General features: G+C 58.6%; 15 protein-coding genes. 8 read left to right on the top strand and 7 right to left on the bottom strand.

Features of this window, described 5'->3' with window-relative positions; genetic code table 11:
• Positions 1-14 precede the first annotated feature (14 nt).
• Together FCN45_RS09105 and FCN45_RS09100 are read right to left on the bottom strand one after the other, a co-directional pair.
• Positions 15-440: a MarR family winged helix-turn-helix transcriptional regulator gene (locus FCN45_RS09105; RefSeq protein ID WP_137385719.1), complete on the bottom strand. Its 426-nt coding sequence runs from the start codon at positions 438-440 to the stop codon at positions 15-17.
• Positions 441-560: 120 nt separating this feature from the next.
• Positions 561-1,106, bottom strand: a complete 546-nt coding sequence (locus tag FCN45_RS09100; RefSeq protein ID WP_137385718.1) for a helix-turn-helix domain-containing protein — start codon at positions 1,104-1,106, stop codon at positions 561-563.
• A gap of 96 nt (positions 1,107-1,202) precedes the next feature.
• Here FCN45_RS09100 and FCN45_RS09095 point away from each other — a divergent pair, with 96 nt between their 5' ends.
• From FCN45_RS09095 to FCN45_RS09080, 4 genes are all read left to right on the top strand, one after another.
• A complete protein-coding gene (locus FCN45_RS09095) occupies positions 1,203-2,381 on the top strand; it encodes a benzoate/H(+) symporter BenE family transporter (protein ID WP_137385717.1) in 1,179 nt (392 codons plus the stop codon).
• 152 nt (positions 2,382-2,533) lie between these two features.
• Positions 2,534-3,877, top strand: a complete 1,344-nt coding sequence (locus FCN45_RS09090) for an SrfA family protein (RefSeq protein WP_137385716.1) — start codon at positions 2,534-2,536, stop codon at positions 3,875-3,877.
• Between the two features lie 2 nt (positions 3,878-3,879).
• Complete coding sequence (locus FCN45_RS09085) at positions 3,880-6,852, top strand: virulence factor SrfB (RefSeq protein WP_061720134.1); 2,973 nt, start codon at positions 3,880-3,882, stop codon at positions 6,850-6,852.
• Complete coding sequence (locus FCN45_RS09080; RefSeq protein ID WP_137385715.1) at positions 6,849-9,221, top strand: virulence factor SrfC family protein; 2,373 nt, start codon at positions 6,849-6,851, stop codon at positions 9,219-9,221. The genes FCN45_RS09085 and FCN45_RS09080 overlap by 4 nt, the downstream gene beginning before the upstream one ends.
• A 1-nt stretch (position 9,222) precedes the next feature.
• Here FCN45_RS09080 and FCN45_RS09075 read toward each other — a convergent pair whose 3' ends face one another.
• The 3 genes from FCN45_RS09075 to FCN45_RS09065 form a co-directional block, all read right to left on the bottom strand.
• Positions 9,223-9,495 (bottom strand): barstar family protein, encoded by a 273-nt coding sequence (locus FCN45_RS09075; RefSeq protein WP_137385714.1) that lies wholly within the window; start codon positions 9,493-9,495, stop codon positions 9,223-9,225.
• Positions 9,496-9,497: 2 nt separating this feature from the next.
• Positions 9,498-9,932: a ribonuclease domain-containing protein gene (locus FCN45_RS09070; RefSeq protein ID WP_137385713.1), complete on the bottom strand. Its 435-nt coding sequence runs from the start codon at positions 9,930-9,932 to the stop codon at positions 9,498-9,500.
• Between the two features lie 86 nt (positions 9,933-10,018).
• Positions 10,019-10,366 carry a helix-turn-helix domain-containing protein gene (locus FCN45_RS09065; protein ID WP_008110158.1) on the bottom strand — a complete coding sequence of 116 codons (348 nt, stop codon included), beginning with the start codon at positions 10,364-10,366 and terminating at the stop codon, positions 10,019-10,021.
• Between the two features lie 293 nt (positions 10,367-10,659).
• On the opposite strand from FCN45_RS09065, the gene FCN45_RS09060 reads away from it, so the two are divergent.
• A complete protein-coding gene (locus FCN45_RS09060; RefSeq protein ID WP_137385712.1) occupies positions 10,660-11,814 on the top strand; it encodes an efflux RND transporter periplasmic adaptor subunit in 1,155 nt (384 codons plus the stop codon).
• A gap of 18 nt (positions 11,815-11,832) precedes the next feature.
• Complete coding sequence (oqxB, locus tag FCN45_RS09055) at positions 11,833-14,985, top strand: multidrug efflux RND transporter permease subunit OqxB (protein WP_137385711.1); 3,153 nt, start codon at positions 11,833-11,835, stop codon at positions 14,983-14,985.
• Positions 14,986-15,099: 114 nt separating this feature from the next.
• Here oqxB and FCN45_RS09050 read toward each other — a convergent pair whose 3' ends face one another.
• Together FCN45_RS09050 and FCN45_RS09045 are read right to left on the bottom strand one after the other, a co-directional pair.
• A complete protein-coding gene (locus FCN45_RS09050) occupies positions 15,100-15,585 on the bottom strand; it encodes an Rrf2 family transcriptional regulator (RefSeq protein ID WP_008110154.1) in 486 nt (161 codons plus the stop codon).
• Positions 15,586-15,743: 158 nt separating this feature from the next.
• Positions 15,744-16,943, bottom strand: coding sequence for an MFS transporter (locus tag FCN45_RS09045; protein ID WP_137385710.1), 1,200 nt, complete (start codon positions 16,941-16,943; stop codon positions 15,744-15,746).
• A gap of 156 nt (positions 16,944-17,099) precedes the next feature.
• Between FCN45_RS09045 and tus the strand changes: the two genes are divergently transcribed.
• On the top strand, positions 17,100-18,029 hold the full coding sequence (tus, locus tag FCN45_RS09040) for a DNA replication terminus site-binding protein (RefSeq protein ID WP_101764501.1): 930 nt from the start codon (positions 17,100-17,102) through the stop codon (positions 18,027-18,029).
• 93 nt (positions 18,030-18,122) lie between these two features.
• Complete coding sequence (locus FCN45_RS09035; protein WP_101764502.1) at positions 18,123-18,686, top strand: fasciclin domain-containing protein; 564 nt, start codon at positions 18,123-18,125, stop codon at positions 18,684-18,686.
• Positions 18,687-18,725: the final 39 nt, after the last annotated feature.

Here is an 18,725-nt window from a genome sequence, read left to right as displayed (position 1 = left end):
GAGTCCTCTCAGGATTATTGGTTGGCAAGTCGTTGCAGTAAGGGAAGCGCGGCCAGCAGCGTGTGCTGTTCCTGCGGGCTCAGTTGCGTTGCGATGCTGTTGAGCAGCCAGTCATCACGTTGTGCGCGGTTGGCAGCAATCAGTTTCAGGCAGGCATCGGTGGGTTGATAGCGGGTTTTGCGGCCATCCAGCGGATCGGCTGCGCCCTGCACCATACCCAGCGTCTGCAGGCTCGCCACGGTGGCACCCATCGACTGCGTGCGCACCCCTTCCAGCGTAGCCAATTCTGTTACCGTCATCGCGCCATCGCGCACCAGATAGCCAAGTACCGACACCTGCGGCCAGGTGAGATCGCCCGGCGGCGCCGATTCACGCAGGCGACGCGCCAGTTTGCCATTGATGCTGCGCAGTAACGCTGCCGCACTGTTGAGATCGCTCATGGCACCTTCTCCTTACTGATGAGCCGCGAGTATATAAATACGAAGGAAAACTGTGTAGTTTACCTTCGTATCAATTTGTAATTGTGCCAGATTGTTAGGTGGTCGCCATGCATGGCGATCCTAGGCGCGCTGCAGATAATGAATCAAACTGTGGAAACGCAGCGGCGTGCTGAGGGGATTGCGGTAGCTGTGCGGCGTGTCGGCGGCGAACTGGCTAGCCTGGCCCGAAAGCAAGCGGCGCCATGTGCCTTCCACGCCCAGCAACAATTCGCCTTCCAGCACCACAACCTGCTCAATCACCCCGCTTTCATGCGCCGAGGAATCACTCTGCGCGCCACCCGCCAGCGTCACTTCCAGCAGATCAAAACGCAGTCTGGCATCGTACGGCAGCAGCGGCTTAACCTGCATCTGCGCGTTGGGCTGGCTGAAGGTCGCCACGCTGCCCGGCGGTTGATCGCTGCCCTGCACAAAAAAGGAAAACGGCACGTTAAAGCCAGTGGCAATTTTCCACAGCGTCGCCACCGTGGGGCTCGATTCACCGCGCTCGATTTGGCCGAGCATCGCTTTGCTCACGCCGGTGCGATCCGCTGCCAGCGTCAGGCTCCAGCCGTTGGCCTGACGCAACTGTTTCAGCGCCAGACTCAAATGTTGATGCAAATTTTCCATGTGTTCTCCCGAAAAGCTCGCGCGCAGTGTAGCACTTGTGCGCTATAACGCTCCATGCCACAATGTGCGTTATAACGCACAATCGGATGTGACCTGATGACCACCGCCACCACACGCAGTGCCTTCTCTTTCCCGATGCTGATTTCGGGTTTTATCGCCGTGCTGGTGGGCTACAGCAGCACGGCAGCGCTGATCTTCCAGGCGGCGCAGGCGGCGGGCGCTTCGCCGGCGCAGATTGGCGGCTGGCTGTCGATGCTCGGCGTAGGTATGGGGTTGGCCTCGCTCGGCTTATCGCTATGGACACGCATGCCGATCCTCGCAGCCTGGTCGACGCCTGGCGCGGCGCTGCTCGCCACCAGCGTGCAGGGTTTGACGCTGAATGAAGTGGTGGGCGTTTTTGTCGCCACCAACCTGTTGATTGTGTTATGCGGCGTTACCGGCCTGTTCGCCCGCCTGATGAATCACATTCCGCAATCGCTGGCGGCCGCGATGTTGGCCGGGATTCTGCTGAAATTTGGCATCGGCACCTTTAGCGGTTTGCAGAGCAATTTCGCGCTGTGCGGCAGCATGTGTTTGGTGTGGTTGTTGAGCCGCCGCTGGCTGCCGCGCTACGCCATCATTCTGGCGTTGATCGCGGGCGTGCTGGTGGCGCTCGGCCAGCAATCGATCCACTTTCCGCCGCATGCGCTGGCGATCAGTCGGCCGGAATTCATCATGCCGCAGTTTAATCTGGCGGCGCTGATTGGCGTGGGTTTGCCCTATTTTCTCGTCACCATGGCGTCGCAAAATGCGCCCGGCATCGCCACCTTGCAGGCGCACGGCTATCAGCCGCCGGTATCTGCACTCACCGGCTGGACCGGCTTTATCGCTTTAGTGCTGTCGCCGTTTGGCGGGTTTTCGGTGTGTATCGCTGCGATTACCGCTGCTATCTGTATGGGCGACGATGTCGATCCGAATCCGGCGCGCCGCTGGATGGCATCGGCATTGGCGGGCGTGTTCTATCTGCTGACCGGATTTACCGGCGGATTGATCGCCATCATGCTGAGCGCCTTGCCGCCGGTGTTGATTGCCACGCTGGCGGGTCTCGCGCTGCTGGCTACGCTGTCCGGCAGTTTGCAGCGCGCCTTAGCCGAACCGGATCAGCGCGACAGCGCCATCGTGGCGTTTCTCATCACCGCCAGCGGTGTTTCGCTGCTCGGCATCGGCTCCGCCTTTTGGGGTTTGCTCGGCGGCATGCTGACCTATGTGATCCTTTCCCCGCGCAGTCGCGCTTAAAATTTCAGCAATCTTCTCCGCACGCGGGAAAAACGCCCTGTTTTTCCCCCTTTATCAGCCGTTTGATTTCGCTGCATTTGGCTTAAGATCACTATCATCGCCAAAAACACACACTGTTCTGCCTCAGACAACCACCGATAAGGGCCCAACGAGTGGCAAAAACTTTTCTGCGCAGCGGCAATCTGGACACGGTACTGGCACTGGGTGAAAACGGCCAGCCGGTCTGGACGTCCGCGCTGCAAATCCGTGAAACCCTGCGCCTGCGCCGCCAAACCACGCTGGCCAATTGCCTCGCGATCCCGCAGGTCAACGAGCGCGGTGACCGCCTCGATTGGTACGCCCCGTTTACTGGCAAAGTAAAATCCTGGCTGAGTGCCAGCGATCACGAGCGCCGTCAGGCGCTGGAAATGCTGACGCTAAACCAGCAGGATCTGCAGGCGCTGAGCCTGCGCGCCCGCGACGCGGAGAATCCGGCGATGCGCTTGTTTGGTGCGTTGCTGAGCAAAACGTTGCAGTTCCCGGATCAGCAGTACGTTTATCTGGTGGATGGCAAACCGGTGATCACCTTCTGGGGCTTTGTTGATCCGCAGGCGCGTTCGCGTGATGACGCGCTGGCCTGCCTGCGCGATTCGCTGGAAGATGCGCTGCCGCCGCTGCTGCCAGAACCGCCAGCACCTGCTCCGCTGGTGGTTGCGCCGGTAATTGCGCCGCTGATCGAGGTGCCGCCTGCCGCTGCTCAACCAGTGATTGAGCCGGAACCTGAAGCCGAAGAACCGGCGGTTGAGGACATTGCTGAGCCCGCGCCTGAACCGCTACCCGAACCTGTCGCGCCGCCACGTCGCGCCTTTGCCGTGCGTCCGCTGATGCTGCTGTTGCCGGTTGCGGCGCTGGTGGCTGCGGGCGTCGCCTACTGGCTGCACAGCGCGCCGCAACCTGCTGCGATTAGCGTTGCGGATGTGCCGGTGCCGGTGAGTAAACCGCCTGCCGTGATGGTTAAAGCGGAAAAACTCGCCGCCACGCTGCCACAAACCGCCGCCACCGTCGTTGCCGCCGCGCCGGTTGCCGCACCTGTCGCATCGCCTGAGGTGGTGGCTGAACACACCGAACCGGCCAAAGCCGATGATTTGGTGATGACCACCGAAGATGCGCGCGTTGGATCGGTGAAATTTATTAACGGCACCTGGCGCGTCACGTTGCGTCAAACCAATCTGCCGACCGGCAAACCGCCAAGCCTGCGCTATCAAATCCGCAACGGCAAAGGCACCGCCACCATTACCCAGGGCGACAACATCCGCTGTAAAGCCGATGTCACTGCCGCGATGACCAGCGCCGGCAGCATGGAAGTGCGCAGCCGCTATACTGCGACCTGCAGCGATAAATCGCGTTACCGCATGCCGGAACTGGTGTGTAAAGCCGGTGATGGCATCGCCAGCTGTACTGCGCAATACGGCGCAGATCAGGTCTTCCCGTTGACGATTAAGCGTGAGAGTAAGTAAACATGTTGGCTCCCCTCATCGATGACAAACAGAAAATCACGCTGATTGAAGATAGCGGTGTGCAGTTTCTTGATTTCGGTTTGCGTTTACCTGCGTTGCAGGCACGTCGTCAGTTCGTGCGGCAAACCGCCAACGGCCCGCTGCTGCGTCTCAACGTCGACGGTAACAGCGGCAAGTTCCTGCTCTATCCGGAAGATGGCGGCGCGGCGGAAGTGGTGCGTCCGGAAACGGACATCGCGCTAGCCGACTCTCTGAAGCTGCTGGCTCATCAATGGCTGCCGCTGCCGGTGCTGCGCTGCACCAGTGGACGTCGTTTTATCGGCGGCCCGGACAACTGGGCACGTCTGCATCTGGCGCCGCTGGCGCAACCCGACGCGGCAGGCAACACCCATCGCATCACCCTCGCCTTTGATACGCGCATTGTGTCTGAGCAGGATGGCGGCGAGCAGCACGGTTTAAGCAAAGCCGATGCGCAGAACGGCGTCAGTTTCGCCCTCGCCTGGCACAACTACGAGCTGGGTGAATTCCTCGACCATACATGGGTTGATGGCTGGCTGCGTGAAACCTTTAGCCAGCAGGTGCATGCGCTGGAATCACGTCGCGAGCAGGAGCTGAACCAGGCGCTGCGTGAATTCGAATATCAGGCGCACTATCTTAACTTGCTGGAACTGCTGGGCGAGCAGCTCGATCTGGCGGAAATCTACATTCAGGCAACCTCGCTGCAAACCCCGGCGGTCAACGTCGATATCATTCTCGACGTCGGCAACTCGCATACCTGCGGCATTCTGGTGGAAGATCACGCCGAAGAGAGCAGCGGCCTGCGTCAAACCTACGAGCTGCAGCTGCGCGATCTCTCCGAGCCGCATCAGGTTTACAACGAGCTGTTCGACAGCCGTCTGGAGTTTGCTGAAACCCGTTTCGGCAAGGCCAATTTCTCGCTGGAGAGCGGCCGGGAAAACGCTTTTATGTGGCCGTCGCTGACGCGCGTAGGCCGGGAAGCCAGCCGTCTGGCGTTGCTGCGTGCCGGCACCGAAGGCAGCACCGGTTTGTCCAGTCCGCGCCGCTATTTGTGGGATGAAGCGCGCTATCAGCCAGGCTGGCGCTTCAACGCCAACGGCAGCAGCGATGAGCCGCAAGCCACCGCGCTGCCGTTCACCTTACTGATTAACGACGAAGGCCAGCCGCTGCACGCACTGGCGGAAGACGACCGTCTGCCGGTGTTCTCCGCCAGCTACAGCCGCAGTTCGCTGATGACCTTTATGCTGTGCGAACTGCTGGCGCAGGCGATGATGCAGATGAACAGCGTGGCGCAGCGCCAGCGCATGCCGCAAAGCCAGGCGCCGCGCCAGCTGCGTCATGTGATCCTGACGCTACCGTCAGCGATGCCGAAGCCGGAGCGTGAGATTTTCCGTCGCCGCATGCAGGAAGCCATCGCGCTGGTATGGAAAGCCGAGGGCTGGCATCCGGCCGAAGAGGAATTTACCGCCGCCAGCCAGGCAAACAGCCTGCGTCCGGTGCCGGATGTGCAGATGGAGTGGGACGAAGCCACCTGCGGTCAAATGGTGTGGCTATTCAACGAAACCCAGGTCAACTTTGCCGGCCGCGCAGAAGATTTCTTCAGCAGCATGGCGCGCCCGGATCGTCCGCGTGAAGTTGACGAGCTGCCGGGTAAAAGCCTGCGCATCGCCTCGATTGATATCGGCGGCGGCACCACCGATTTAGCCATTACCCAATATCGTCTTGATGACGGCCAGGGCAACAACGTCAAAATCACCCCGCGCTTGCTGTTCCGCGAAGGCTTCAAAGTCGCCGGTGACGATATTCTGCTGGACGTGATTCAGCTGTGGATTCTGCCAGCGTTGCAGCAGAGCTTGCAGAAAGCCGGTTTGCAGTTGGCCGAACCACTGATGAACAAGCTGTTTGGTCACGACAGCCGCATGGACGGACAAGCCACGCTGCGTCAGCAAGTGACGCTACAGCTGTTTATTCCGCTGGCGCAGGCGGTGCTGGAGCAGTATGAAAATTGGGATCCGCTCGACAGCCATAGCGAGATCAACGCGCTGTTCGGCGAGCTGGTGCCGCAAAAACCGGCCAGCAGCGTGCTGGCGTTTGTGAATGGCGAAATTCAGCGCACGCTCGGCGGCGACAGCCGATTCGATCTGCTCGAAGTGCCGCTGGTGGTCAGCATGGCGCAGTTGCACGGCGAGTTCCTGCAACACCGTATGGCGATCATTCCGGCGCTGCGCGCGATGTGTGAAGTGGTGTCGCTGTATCAGTGCGATGTGCTGCTGCTCACCGGTCGTCCGTCACGCTTTCCTGGCATTCAGGCGCTGGTGCGCCATCTGCAACCGCTGCCGGGCAGCCGTATTTTGTCGCTGGAAGGCTATCACACCAGCGACTGGTATCCGTTCAACAAGCAAGGCCGCATTGATAACCCGAAATCCACCGCCGCAGTCGGCGCGATGCTGTGCCTGCTGGCGCTCGATCTGCGCCTCAGCAGCTTCTGGTTCCGCGCCGGTGATTTCGAACCGTACTCCACCATTCGCTATCTCGGCGTGCTGGATGAGACCTCGGCGCTCAGCGACGATAATCTGTGTTACAGCGAGATCGATCTCGACAGCAGCAGCTTCGCGCTGGATCGCAAAAGCAGCTTCCGCATTCGCGGCAACGTTTGCCTCGGCTTCCGCCAGCTGGAGAACGATCGCTGGCCGGCCTCGCCGCTGTATAGCCTGAGCATTGTGGACCCGACGCTGGCGCGTCAGGTTGCCGGCGAAAGCGTACTGCGCATTAAGCTGGCGGTGCAGCCCGGCCCGGATAATCTCGGCCCTGAACGCTTAGTGTTAAGCGATGCACGCATGGATGACGGCACGCGCGTGCCGCTGGAGCAGCTGAGTCTGAAACTGAACACGCTTTCTGCCACCGGCAACGCGAATGCGCAATATTGGATCGACAGCGGGAGCGTCTGCAAACGATGAGAACTGCCAAAAAAGCCTCGCCGGTTACGCCCGCGAAACGTCTTAGCCTGATGCAGGAAACGCTGGATGGCGCGCTGAACTGGGTGGAAACCCATCAGGCGCACGCACCGCGTCTGGCAATGGAAGCTGAAACGCTGACGCTGCAGCTGCGCCGCGCGCGCGTGGAGAGCCATGCATTGGCGCGCCAGCTGGCGCGTCCGGTGACGCTGGCGCTGTTTGGCCAGTCGCAGGCGGGCAAAGCCTGGCTGCTGAGTGAGATGGTCGGCGATGCCCAGGGCCAGTTAATCGCACGTCTTGGCGATAAAACCCTGAATTATTTCCAGAACATCAATCCCGGCAATCTCGATTTCGCCATCGCCACCCGCTTCAGCCACCAGCGTGAAACGCAATCCAACGCCTGGCCGCTGGAGATGACGCTGCTAAGCGAAGTGGAACTGATTCGTTTAATGCTGGCCTGTGCCAACACCGAGCTTCAGCCGGACACGGCGCAGATCGATGCCGCATTGCAGCGTTTGCAGCGCCACCGTCAGGATGAAGCGCAGCCTGGCCTCGACAGCGATGCGCTGATCACGCTATGGGCGTGGAGCCGTCGTCACCATCGTCATGCCGAGATTCTCGATCGTCACTTCTGGCCGCAGGCGGTAGCGCTGGCGCCGTGGCTCAACGTGGACGACCGCGTGCAGCTGTTTGCCCTGCTGTGGCCGGGACAGAACGCCTTGAACGAAAGCCTGCGCAGCCTGATGCATTTGCGCCACCAGCTGCGCCATGCGCCGCGCGTGTTAGCGCCACTCAGCATGCTGGTGGATGATGCCGCGCTGCCAGCAGAAAAACTGATTGGCAATGATGCCGACTGGCAGGAGATGATCGAAGTGTGTCCGATCGTCGCCAATCGCGTGGGGAAAGCGCAGCATGTACCGCTTGGATTGCTGTCGCTGCTGACGCTGGAGATCACCTTGCCGCTCAGCTCCACGCCGCGTCAGGCGCTGTACGATGATGCGGATATGCTGGAGCTGCCTGCACCGGGCACGCCAGCCGATCGCGCGCAACAGGATGAACTGGCCCAGCTGCGCAAACGCGATCCGCTGCGCGCCACGCTGCTGGAACAGAAACGTGCGCTGCTGCCGGGCCTGTACGCCGCGCGTCAGGGCATTGATCTGATGCTGATCTGTACCGCCGCCAGCCAGCGTCACGACACCGATGTCGCCGCCAGCGCGCTGCGCGAGTGGCACATACACCAAACCATCGCCGCCAGCGGTGAGAAGCCGCGTCTGATTTGGGCGATCACGCCACATGATGCGCGCTATCAGCAGCAGCAGATTAACGTTGATGAAGCGGTGCAACGCCAGATTGGTCAGCCGGGACAGAGTTGGGGGTCGATGCTGGCGCTGGATCGCGCGGGCGTCGATCGCATGGGCAGCTGGTTGCAGGATGAGATGCAGCCGGAAGCGCGCCGTGAGCGTTTAGCGTTGCAGCTCAGCGCGCTACAGCACAAGCTGGTGGAACGTTTGCAGCCGTGGACCGAATCCAGCGCCACGCCAGAACAGGCAGCTCGCAAGCAGGCGATTTCCGATACGCTGCTGAAATGCTTGCAACATCGCACCGGTTTGCACGGCGAACTATTGGAGCGTTTGCAGCCGTCGCGTGAAGCGGTGCGTCAGCTGTGGCTGAGCCAGAGCAGCAGCCATCACATTCAGCACAGCGCCAAAACCGCGGCCGCTGAGCAGAGCTATTTCGGCATCGGCTTCGAGTTCGATCTGTTTAAAGATGAGCCGGTCGCTGCCGCTGAGCCGCGCAGTTCGGGCGGGCAACGCGATCAGCAGTTCCCGCAGCAGGTGTTTGCGCTGTGGCTGGAGCACTTGCGTCAGTTGCCGGAGAGCCGCAGCCTGCTGGCGCTGCTCAACGTTGATAAGCCGACACTGGAGATGCTGGTGGAAGAGTTAATTACCGCCAGTTTCCGTCTCAAGGTGCTGAGCAAACTGCAAAGCGCGCTTAACGAGCCGGATGCGCAGGCCAGCGCCCATGAAGCGCGTACCGATCGCCAGGTTTCACGCGCCATGACGGTGCTGGGGGATTTTGTGGCGTGGCTGGGCTTTTTACAACGCCCGGAGAGCGAGCGTCCTGAAAGCCGCGTCAATCGCGGTCAGACGATTTTCGCCCGTCCGCCTGCACCGAGCGTCAGCTTCTCGCCGGGACAGCGTTTGACGCGCTTGTCTGCCGCGCCCGCCAATCATACCGCTTACTACATCTATGACTGGCTGGTGGGGTTGAATTCGGTGATCGTTGAGAACAACGGCTACACCGGCGGTGGTGATTTGCCCGCTAATGCCCGCCAGATGCTGGCGATTTTGCTGTTACCGCTGCACGCGTAATTTATTCTCCACGCACCAAACGCAGCTCGCCTTCTAACTGCTGCTGCGCCTCTTCCAGTAACGCCAGCACCGGCGCGAATTCTGCACTCACGCTGGCGTCATCGGCATGCGCTAAATAGAAGGTGGCCGGCAGCGCCATGCCGCCGGTCAGCCAATCCCACAGCGCATCAAGATTGTTACCGAAATCCACTGGGCAGGCACTCTGCTGCACCAGCGCGCGGTAAAACGCCTGGCGATCTGACAAGTTTTCAAAGTCAAAATGGAGCGTCAACATGGTTAAGGCACCTGTTTGAAGCTGCGATAGTGATCGGTGGTGAGGAAAATCAATCCATCATTTGAGTAAAGCAGACGATCGGCGTCGCGGTGACCGCAATCGTAATTCACGTCAGCTTCATACCATTGCCTGCCCGCCTGCATCGGCAGCCTTCTTTCGCGGTTGCTAAAGCGATCGCCACCAATCGCGCGGCCCGGCAACACTTCACACAAGTTGCCTTTGCTGGGATTCCAGCCCTGACGACGCGCTTCATTTTTGGTGAGATAGAGATCGGGTAATGTGTGATGCTGCTGCAGCCAACGCGCCACGGTGTTGGCATCGGTGAGCTGTGAAATATCGGGGTGGCTGGTGGCCCATTTATCGGACAAACGCGGTTTTAGCCCGAGCCACAACGCGGCCAGGATCAGAATTAAGGCAATCCAGAGTTTTTTTGACATGGTGGCATCCTGAAAAACAGGACGACGATAATAACAGATTTAGGGCAGGGAAAAACGCGGGCCAGCAAAGCTGGCCCTGGCGGGGTTTACTGCATCGCGCTGGCGGATGGCGCGGCGTGACGACGCCATGCTCCCGGCGCTACGCCATACTGGCGTTTAAAGCTGCGGTTAAACGACTGCTGCGAGTCGAAACCGAGTGAAATCGCCACGTTAAGAATCGGTTCATTGCTGGTGGTCAAGCGATCCGCTGACTTCTTCAGCTTCTTCTCACGAATGTATTCGCCCAGAGGCAAACCCGTGTGCTCTTTGAACATACGCTGCAGGTGCCATTTCGAATAACCGGCGCGCCCCGCTACGGTATCCAGATCCAGACGCGTTTCAATATTGTTGTCAATCCAGTCGATCAAATCGTGAATAAATGCGGTGGTCATCATCTCGTTTTCTCCGGTCGCCGTTGCGAACAGTATCAGTATCAGTTGCAATTACACTTTAAGGTTGAACGACTATGCCAGTTAATGCAAGTTTTATTATTGCATTAAATGCCGCACTGCGCGTAGGGGCTTTGATCCTTCTGCAACGTAATGATCAAAACCGCACATAAAGTGTATCAGATATTCTTGCAGATGCAGTTTGAGCAAGCCTACACTCGTGGCGTTTTAATGCAATCATAAAAGTTGCAGATTTTTCGTACGTCTCCTTTCATTTTCACCAAAGCGGAATAACAACAATGCATCTGCAAACGTACAGGGTTCAATGGGCGGTAAGCCTGTCAGGAGTGATGTTGCTGGGAAGCCTGCTGGCCGGTTGCGATCGCGGTGTGGCGCAAAACGCCCCGCCGCCACCGCCCGAAGTAAGTGTCGCGCAGGTGGTAGAGCAGAAAGTCAGCCAATGGGATAGCTTTAATGGCCGTTTCGAAGCGGTGCAGAGCGTGCAGCTGCGGCCGCGCGTTTCGGGCTATATCGATCAGGTTAATTATCGCGAAGGCGATGAGGTGAAAAAAGGTCAGGTGCTGTTCACCATCGACGATCGCACCTACCGCGCCACGCTCGAGCAGGCGCAGGCCGAACTCGCTAACGCGCGTAGCCAGGCTACGCTGGCCCGCAGTGAATCGGCGCGTACCGATAAACTGATTGGCACCAATGTCGTGTCACGCGAAGAGTGGGAACAGCGTCGCTCGGCGGCTAATCAGGCGCAGGCCAGCGTGCTGTCAGCACAGGCGGCGGTGGATATGGCGCAGCTGAATCTTGATTTCACCCGCGTTACCGCGCCGATTGAAGGTCGCGCCAGCCGCGCGATGATCACCACCGGCAACTTAGTGACCGCCGGTGACAGCGCCAGCGTGCTGACCACGTTGGTATCGCAGGATCGCATGTACGTCTACTTCGACGTCGATGAAGCCACCTATCTGCATTATCAGGCGATGGCGCGTAAAGGCGAAAATCGCGGGTCACTGCCGGTAGAAGTAGCGCTGACCGGCGAAGAGGGTTTTCCGCATCGCGGCACCGTGGATTTCCTCGATAACCAGCTGACCGCCAGCACCGGCACCATCCGCATGCGCGCCTCGCTGGATAATCAGCAGCGTCAGTTCACACCGGGCCTGTTTGCGCGCGTGCGCTTGCCGGGCCGCGCCGACTTCACCGCCCTGTTGATTGATGATAAAGCCGTGCTCACCGATCAGGATCGTAAGTACGTTTTCGTGGTCGATGCGCAAGGTAAAGCCCAGCGCCGCGATATTCAGGCCGGCGAGTTAGCCGATGGTCTGCGTATTGTGCAGCAAGGCCTGAAGCCCGGCGACAAGGTGATCGTTAACGGCTTGCAGAAAGTCTTTATGCCTGGCATGCCGGTGAACGCCCAACCGGTGGCGATGCGCTCCGCTCAATAACCTTCGAGACTGCCTTTTATGGATTTCTCCCGCTTTTTTATCGACCGACCGATTTTCGCCGCGGTGCTGTCGATTTTGATCTTTACCACCGGACTGATCGCCATTCCGCTGCTGCCGATCAGTGAATATCCCAACGTGGTGCCACCGAGCGTGCAGGTGCGCGCGGAATATCCCGGTGCCAACCCCAAAGTGATTGCAGATTCTGTGGCGACGCCGCTGGAAGAAGCCATCAACGGGGTAGAAAACATGATGTACATGAAATCCGTGGCGGGTTCCGATGGCGTGCTGGTCACCACCGTGACCTTCCGTCCGGGCACCGATCCGGATCAGGCGCAGGTTCAGGTGCAGAACCGCGTGGCGCAGGCTGAAGCGCGTCTGCCGGAAGAGGTGCGCCAACTCGGCCTCACCACGCAGAAGATGTCGCCGACGCTGACGCTGGTGGTGCACATGTTCTCGCCGCACGGCAAGTACGATTCCCTCTATCTGCGTAACTACGCCACCCTGAAGGTGAAGGATGAACTGGCGCGCCTGCCAGGCGTCGGTCAGATTCAGATCTTCGGTGCCGGTGAATACGCGATGCGCGTCTGGCTCGATCCCAATAAGGTGGCGGCACGTGGCTTGACCGCCTCCGATGTGGTCAGCGCGATGCAGGAGCAGAACGTGCAGGTGTCTGCCGGCCAGCTTGGCGCGGAGCCGCTGAAGAAACAGAGCGATTTTCTGCTGTCGATCAACACCCAGGGTCGTCTTGAGAGCGAAGAGCAGTTCGGCAATATCATCCTGAAAACCGCTGACGACGGCACGCTGGTGCGACTGCGTGACGTGGCGCGCATCGAGATGGGTTCTGGCAGCTACGCGCTGCGTTCGCAGCTCAACAACAAAGATGCGGTCGGCATCGGTATCTTCCAGGCGCCGGGCGCCAACGCCATCGATCTGTCAAATGCGGTGCGCGACAAAATGGCCGAACTGGCCACCCGTTTCCCGGACGATGTGCAGTGGGCCGCGCCGTACGACCCAACGGTGTTCGTGCGTGACTCGATCCGTGCCGTGGTGCAAACGCTGTTCGAAGCGATTGTGCTGGTGGTGCTGGTGGTGATTCTGTTCCTGCAAACCTGGCGCGCCTCGATTATCCCGCTGCTGGCGGTGCCGGTTTCGGTGGTCGGTACCTTCAGCATCCTTTATCTGCTCGGCTTCTCGCTCAATACCTTAAGTTTGTTTGGGCTGGTGTTGGCGATCGGTATCGTGGTGGATGACGCCATTGTCGTGGTGGAGAACGTCGAACGTAATATCGAGCAAGGCTTATCGCCGACGGCGGCGGCGCATCAGGCGATGCGTGAAGTGTCCGGGCCGATTATCGCCATCGCGCTGGTGCTGTGTGCGGTGTTCGTGCCGATGGCGTTCCTGTCCGGCGTGACCGGTCAGTTCTATAAGCAGTTTGCGGTGACGATTGCCATCTCAACGGTGATCTCCGCCATCAACTCGCTAACGCTGTCACCGGCGCTGGCAGCACTGCTGCTGAAGCCACATGATGCCGCAAAGGATATGCCGACGCGCATTATCGATCGCCTGCTCGGCTGGCTGTTCCGTCCGTTCAACCGCTTCTTCCAGCGCAGTTCGGATGGCTATGAATCGCTGGTGGGTAAAACCTTGCGTCGTCGTGGCGCGGTGTTCGGCGTCTACGTGCTGCTGCTGGCCGGTGCGGGCTTTATGTTCCATACCGTGCCGGGCGGCTTTATTCCGACACAGGACAAGCTCTACCTGATTGGCGGCGTGAAGATGCCGGAAGGTTCGTCGCTGGCGCGTACCGATGAAGTGATTCGCAAGATGAGCGAGATCGGCATGAACACCGAAGGCGTGGCTTATTCGGTCGCCTTCCCCGGTTTGAACGCGTTGCAGTTCACCAACACGCCGAATACCGGCACGGTGTTCTTCGGTTTGAAGCCGTTCAGTGAACGTACGCGCACCGCCGCGGAAATTAATGCTGAGATCAACGCTAAGATCTCGAAAATCCAGCAAGGTTTTGGCTTCTCGATTATGCCCCCGCCGATTTTAGGTCTGGGACAAGGTTCGGGTTATTCGCTGTATGTGCAGGATCGCGCGGGGCTCGGTTACGGTGCGCTGCAAACCGCCATCAACACCATGACCGGTGCGGTGTTGCAGACGCCGGGCATGATGTTCCCGATTTCATCCTACCAGGCTAACGTGCCGCAGCTGGATGTGCAGGTGGATCGGGATAAAGCCAAAGCGCAAGGCGTGTCGCTGACCGAACTGTTCAGCACGCTGCAAACTTATCTCGGATCGTCGTACGTCAACGATTTTAATAAGTTTGGTCGCACCTGGCGCGTGATGGCGCAGGCGGACGGCGATTTCCGCGATAGCGTGCAGGGTATCGGTAACCTGCGTACCCGCAACGATCGCGGCGAAATGGTGCCGATTGGCAGCATGGTGAATATCACCACTACATATGGCCCGGATCCGGTGATTCGCTATAACGGCTATCCGGCGGCGGACCTGATTGGTGATGCCGATCCGCGCGTGCTCTCTTCGGCACAGGCGATGCAGAAGCTGGAGGAGATGTCGACGCAGGTGCTGCCGAACGGCATGAACATTGAATGGACCGACCTGAGCTATCAGCAATCAACGCAGGGCAATACCGCGCTGATCGTCTTCCCGGTCGCGGTTTTACTCGCATTCCTGGTGCTGGCGGCGCTGTATGAAAGCTGGACGCTGCCGCTAGCGGTGATCCTGATTGTGCCGGTAACCATGCTCTCGGCGCTGGTCGGCGTGTGGCTGACCGGTGGCGATAACAACGTGTTTGTGCAGGTTGGGCTGGTAGTGCTGATGGGACTGGCGTGTAAGAACGCGATTCTTATCGTCGAGTTTGCGCGCGAGCTGGAGATGCAAGGCAAGAGCATTGTCGATGCAGCGCTGGAAGCCTGTCGTCTGCGTCTGCGTCCGATCGTTATGACCTCGATTGCCTTTATCGCCGGTACCATCCCGCTGATTCTTGGCGAAGGTGCGGGCGCAGAAGTGCGCGGCGTAACCGGGATTACCGTGTTCTCCGGCATGTTGGGCGTGACGCTGTTTGGGCTGTTCCTGACGCCGGTGTTCTATGTGACGCTGCGTAAGCTGGTGACGCGCAAGCAACCACAGGCGGAAGTGCAAACGGTGTAAGGGTTTTAGGTGAAATGAACAATCCGGGCCAAGTGCCCGGATTTTTTTTTTGCGTGCAGATTGAGGCAATAAAAAAGGGCGTCATGAATGACGCCCTTACGGATGAGAGTGGTTTTAGCGGCCTTTTTTACACAGGTCGGCGAGTTCGAGATCGGGCAACTCTTCGCAGTTGCTGGTGTCGTTATGCTTCAGTTCGGCCAGCGCGTCCGCTACGGTGCGGGTTTCCAGCACTTTCAGCGACGCTTCTTCAGCCTCTTCAGCAATCGATTTGAAATACCAACACAGGTTGGCACTGACCAGACAACGCGGTGCCACGTCCGGACGTGACGCCCAGAGTTTTTTATCTTCAATCACAGAAGTATAAATGTCGCGCAGTGTGATTTCGGCGGCCGGGCGACCCAGATGAATGGAACCGGTGCGGCCAAGCGTTGAGACGATGATGCCGTCACGCGTGAGCGGAACCATAAGTTTCCGAATGAAACTGGGGTTCGCTTCAAGACCATACGCCAATATGGCACTGGTCGAGCGTTTGCCCAGTTGCTCCGCCATCGCTACGCTCAAAACCATCTGCAAAGCTGTCGGGAAGCGGTAATCAAGCATTTCAATATCCTGAGTTGCGGTTATCTTGTTGTTTTTATGCCGCGACAGTGAGTAATCAATGAGCAATAAATATAACAAACACTGTTGCTTTTTAGAAGTCAACGCCCGTGATCCAGGCACGTATTCCCCATTTAATCGGGCAGAAGCGCACAGGCTGCTTAGTTTATCACTCCCCTTTCCGACTGTGGGCTGGCCTGCGGCAATTTCTGCTGCAAAAGCGCGACCAACAGCACGTTAATCAACGCCAGAACGCATAACAACCACAGCGTGGCGCTGGCACCGAGGTGCTGAAACACATAGCCACCAACCAGCGGCGTCAAGGCCTGACCAATCAAGGCGGGACGCGCCATGCGCCCTACCACAATCGCGTAGGCCTCTGGTTTGACCATCACCAGCGGTAAAGTTCCCCGCACAATGGCGCGCAAACCATTTCCGGCACCGTACAGCACCATGCTGAGCACCGCAAACTGCGGGTAACACGCCAGCAGCAGCAAGCCGAGCGCCACCAATCCCACCGAGAAATAGGTGGTCCAGATCGGGTGACCGCGCTTGAAGGCGATGTCTACGATGCGCGATGCCACCTGACACGGACCGAGAATCGCACTGATGGCCAGCGCCGACGCCAGCGTGTGGCCGCTGGCCTGCAGCAGGGTGATCAGCTGCACCGAAATCGCCGTCATGATCACCGATGCGAGCGTGAAAATGCTGCACAGCAGCCAAAACAGTGTCGGTGCCAGTTCGTCGCCCTGCGCGGTCGGTTTTACCTTAGCGGCGGCGATTTTCGCTTCTGGCGCGGGTAGCGCGTAGAGATAGGCGGGCAACACTGAAACACATAACAATCCGGCAATGGCAAAACAGGCGTTACGCCAATCCAGCCAGTGAATCAGCAGCGCGGTGCCCGGCCACACGATAGTGGTACAGAAGCCAGAAATCAGCGTAATGCCGGTTATCGCGCCGCGTGCCTGGCCGCCATAGAGCGTGCCGAGCGTGGCAAACAGCGCATCGTACAGGCCCATCGCCATACCTACGCCGATAATCAGCCAGGCAAACAGAAACAGCGGCAGATTGTGGCTTAATCCCATGATCACCAGACCGATCGCCATCACCGCCCCGCTCGCCGCCAGCAATGCGCGGCCATAGGAGCGGGAAATCAGTCGCCCACTCAGCGGCGCCAGCAAACCGGAAATCAGCATGCCGAGCGATAGCGCGCCATACACCCATTGTTGCGACCAGCCGGTTTCCGCCACGATCGGATTGGCCATCACCGCCATAAGATAGAAGGATCCGCCCCACGACAGGATTTGTACTACGCCAAGCGTAACTATGGCGGCGGCAGGTGGCTTTGGCTGAGGCTTCACAACATTATTCCGTTAGCAGGCAAAGCATTGTTATAACACGTTCATCCAGCTTGAAAAATCCCACGTTTCCCTGCTTAACAAAATCCTTGCGCTACGCTGGCAGACCGGCGCTCAAGCCAGTACACTAAAAGTATGTTGTAACTATGGAGGCGTTTTATGGCTCGTTATGATTTGGTTGCCGATCTGCACGAATGCGTTAATGCGCTGGAGGCGGGATTGGGCGCGTTACGTCAACACATTGAGCAGCAACCGCTGTTGATTGCGCGCGTGTTTAGTCTGCCGGAAATCGAGAAAGGCCGCGAACATGATGAAATTGAACGCATCGCGGTGACGCAGCATCTTGGTAAAACGGCACGCGACATGGCGCTAATGCATTACTGCCGCCTGTTTATGCAGCATCAATCGGAAAAGCTCAGCACCAAAGCCGCCGTGCGCTTGCCGGGCGCGATTTGCATTGAAGCCGACGGCGATGTGCATGCGCAGATTACGCAGCAGGTTGCTGAGATTAATACTTTGAAGCAGCGGCTGGAACAGCTGATCACCGTGGAGTCGGGCTTGCCGAGCGAGGCGCGCTTTGAGTTCGTCCACCAGCATCTGCGCGGGTTAATTACGCTTAACGCCTACCGTAGCGTAACGCTGCTCAACGCGCCGGACAGTTTGCGCTTTGGTTGGGCGAATAAAAACATCATCAAAAACGTCACGCGTGATGCGGTGGTAGAACAGCTGGAGCGCAGCCTGAAGGCCAATCGTGCGCAGGCACCGTGGACGCGGGAACAGTGGGCAGAGAAAGTGCAGCAAGAGCTGGAAGCAATCCTCGCGTTGCCAGCCGGTGCGAAGCTGAAAATCAAGCGTCCGGTGAAGGTGCAGCCGATTGCCCGCGTATGGCGCGCCAGCGAAAAGAAACAGGTGCAGCTTGCCTGCCCTTCTCCGCTGCTGGTGCTGTGCCGCGATCGCACGCAGGTGCCGATTCTGGGAGAACTGCTGAACTACGATGCCGATAACGTTGCCTGGCGTCATAAACCGCTGGCCGAGCCGCTGCATCTGATCATTCCGCGCCTGCATTTGTGGAGCGATCGGCTGGCGTAAAATTTATTTTTAAATCGCTGCATCCAATTCGCAGGCTGCCCTCGTATATCAGAGTGTGAGCAACTTCTTCGCTCCCTACTACGAGGATTTATGATGAAAAAGCTAATGAGCATTGCAGTCGTATCCAGCACTTTACTGTTCACCGCAGGTGCATTTGCCGCCATGAATGATGACTCCGTGATGGTCGGCGGCGCAGCGATGTATCCGCAAAAGAACATCGTTGAAAACGCGCTGAACTCCAAAGATCACACCACGCTGGTTGCTGCTGTTAAAGCGGCGGGTTTGGTTGAAACCCTCGAAGGTAAAGGTCCGTTTACTGTCTTCGCGCCAACCAATGCGGCCTTCGCCAAGTTGCCTGCGGGCACCGTTGATAGCCTGGTCAAACCGGAGAACAAAGCGAAGTTGACCAGCATCCTGACTTATCATGTGGTGGCCGGTAAATACGACATGAAAGCGCTGGAGAAAAAAATTAAGCAAGGTGGCGGACATGCCGAGCTGAAAACCGTCAACGGCCAACCGTTGTGGATTATGAATAATGGCCCGCACAATATTCAGCTGAAAGATGGTCAAGGCAATGTGGCGAATATCAGCACTTATGACGTCAATCAGAAAAATGGTGTGATTGATGTGATTGATACCGTCTTGATGCCTAAGTAATTGCCTATACTCGGATTGGGCATTTTAGCCAACCGGGAA

The organism is Pantoea sp. SO10, assembly GCF_005281435.1.
In the GTDB taxonomy this organism is placed as follows: domain Bacteria; phylum Pseudomonadota; class Gammaproteobacteria; order Enterobacterales; family Enterobacteriaceae; genus Pantoea; species Pantoea leporis.
Note: the sequence above shows the minus strand (reverse complement) of the source record. Positions and strands in the feature narration are given on the sequence as shown.

Coding starts and splice junctions, on each gene's coding strand:
- FCN45_RS09105 (WP_137385719.1), bottom strand. CDS start 440: ATGAGCGATCTCAACAGTGCGGCAGCGTTACTGCGCAGCATCAATGGC.
- FCN45_RS09100 (WP_137385718.1), bottom strand. CDS start 1,106: ATGGAAAATTTGCATCAACATTTGAGTCTGGCGCTGAAACAGTTGCGT.
- FCN45_RS09095 (WP_137385717.1), top strand. CDS start 1,203: ATGACCACCGCCACCACACGCAGTGCCTTCTCTTTCCCGATGCTGATT.
- FCN45_RS09085 (WP_061720134.1), top strand. CDS start 3,880: ATGTTGGCTCCCCTCATCGATGACAAACAGAAAATCACGCTGATTGAA.
- FCN45_RS09080 (WP_137385715.1), top strand. CDS start 6,849: ATGAGAACTGCCAAAAAAGCCTCGCCGGTTACGCCCGCGAAACGTCTT.
- FCN45_RS09075 (WP_137385714.1), bottom strand. CDS start 9,495: ATGTTGACGCTCCATTTTGACTTTGAAAACTTGTCAGATCGCCAGGCG.
- FCN45_RS09070 (WP_137385713.1), bottom strand. CDS start 9,932: ATGTCAAAAAAACTCTGGATTGCCTTAATTCTGATCCTGGCCGCGTTG.
- FCN45_RS09065 (WP_008110158.1), bottom strand. CDS start 10,366: ATGATGACCACCGCATTTATTCACGATTTGATCGACTGGATTGACAAC.
- FCN45_RS09060 (WP_137385712.1), top strand. CDS start 10,660: ATGCATCTGCAAACGTACAGGGTTCAATGGGCGGTAAGCCTGTCAGGA.
- oqxB (WP_137385711.1), top strand. CDS start 11,833: ATGGATTTCTCCCGCTTTTTTATCGACCGACCGATTTTCGCCGCGGTG.
- FCN45_RS09050 (WP_008110154.1), bottom strand. CDS start 15,585: ATGCTTGATTACCGCTTCCCGACAGCTTTGCAGATGGTTTTGAGCGTA.
- tus (WP_101764501.1), top strand. CDS start 17,100: ATGGCTCGTTATGATTTGGTTGCCGATCTGCACGAATGCGTTAATGCG.
- FCN45_RS09035 (WP_101764502.1), top strand. CDS start 18,123: ATGAAAAAGCTAATGAGCATTGCAGTCGTATCCAGCACTTTACTGTTC.